A 1,633-nucleotide genomic window follows, 5' to 3' on the forward strand; every position below is an offset into this window, starting at 1 on the left:
TCCGGACCCGGACCACACGTGGAACACCTCGCTGGTCTTCGACCGTTCCGGCAGTCTGGCCGCGAGCTATCGCAAGATCCACCTGTACGACGTGTCAAGCAGATCGCCAGCGGCCGCTTCGGCGTGACCAGCGAGTACCTGGTCAACGCGGACGACCTCCAGATCAAGATGGCCCAGGGCGCCAAGCCGGGCGAGGGCGGTCAGCTGCCCGGTAACAAGGTCTGGCCGTGGATTGCCCGGACCCGGCACGCCACCCCCGGCGTGGGTCTGATCTCCCCGCCGCCGCACCACGACATCTACTCCATCGAGGACCTCGCCCAGTTGGTGCACGACCTGAAGTGCGTCAACCCGGCGGCCCGGGTGCACGTCAAGCTGGTCAGCGAGGTCGGCGTCGGCACCGTCGCCGCCGGGGTGGCGAAGCTCAAGGCGGACGTCATCCTGATCTCCGGCCACGATGGTGGCACGGGCGCCTCCCCGATGAACTCGCTCAAGCACGCCGGCACCCCGTGGGAGCTGGGGCTGGCCGAGGCGCAGCAGACGCTGTTGCTCAACAAGCTGCGCGACCGGGTCACGGTGCAGGTCGACGGCCAGCTCAAGACCGGCCGGGACGTCCTGGTCGCGGCGTTGCTCGGCGCGGAGGAGTTCGGCTTCGCGACCGCGCCGCTGATCGTCGAGGGTTGCGTGATGATGCGGGTCTGCCACCTGGACACCTGCCCGGTCGGCATCGCCACGCAGAATCCGGTGCTGCGGGAGCGTTTCACCGGCAAGCCGGAGTTCGTGGAGAACTTCTTCCTCTTCCTCGCCGAGGAGGTCCGGGGGTACCTGGCCGAGCTGGGTTTCCGGTCGATCGAGGAAGCGATCGGGCAGTCCGAGCTGCTCGACGTGGCCCCGGCTCTGACGCACTGGAAGGCGCACGGGTTGGACCTGGCGCCCGTCCTGCACCTGCCGGAGCTGCCCGCCGACGCGGCCCGACGCGGGGTTCGCGCGCAGGATCACGGCCTGGAGCAGGCCCTCGACAACGAGCTGATCGCGTTGGCGCGTCCGGCTCTGACGGACGGTGCGCCGGTGCGGGTCGAGGTGGCGGTGCGCAACGAGCACCGCAGCGTCGGCGCGATGCTCGGCGGTGAGGTAACCCGTCGCTTCGGTGGCGCCGGCCTTCCCGAGGACACCGTCGAGTTCGTGCTGCACGGCACTGCTGGGCAGTCGTTCGGCGCGTTCCTGCCGCGCGGCGTGACCCTGCGCCTGCACGGCGACGCCAACGACTACGTGGGCAAGGGCCTCTCCGGGGGTCGGCTCATCGTCCGTCCGGACGCCGCCGCGCCGTTCCTCGACCCGGACGCCGAGCCGGGGCAACGGGCCGAGGATCAGATCATCGCCGGCAACACCATCCTGTACGGGGCCACGGCGGGCGAGGTCTTCCTGCGCGGCCGGGTGGGGGAGCGGTTCGCGGTACGCAACTCCGGCGCGGTCGCCGTGGTCGAGGGTGTTGGTGACCACGGCTGCGAGTACATGACCGGCGGCACCGTGGTGGTGCTGGGCCCCGCCCCGAACTGACGGCGGCCGTCGAGCGCGCGCTGGCCAAAGGGGTGGTGCTGGTCGCCGCCGCGGGCAACCGGTCGGAAGATTCGCAGAA

General features: G+C 70.7%; 2 pseudogenes. Both read left to right on the forward strand.

The annotated features are described in order from the left end of the window. Positions 1–94, forward strand: a pseudogene (locus ABZ749_RS34915) (carbon-nitrogen hydrolase family protein); the annotation flags it as partial. Continuing rightward, positions 88–1,542 (forward strand): annotated as a pseudogene (locus ABZ749_RS34920) (glutamate synthase-related protein); the annotation flags it as partial. The pseudogenes ABZ749_RS34915 and ABZ749_RS34920, both read left to right, overlap by 7 nt. Between the last annotated feature and the right edge of the window lie 91 nt (positions 1,543–1,633).

Origin of the sequence: Micromonospora sp. NPDC047753 (assembly GCF_040642735.1) — a bacterium.
Taxonomy (GTDB): domain Bacteria; phylum Actinomycetota; class Actinomycetes; order Mycobacteriales; family Micromonosporaceae; genus Micromonospora.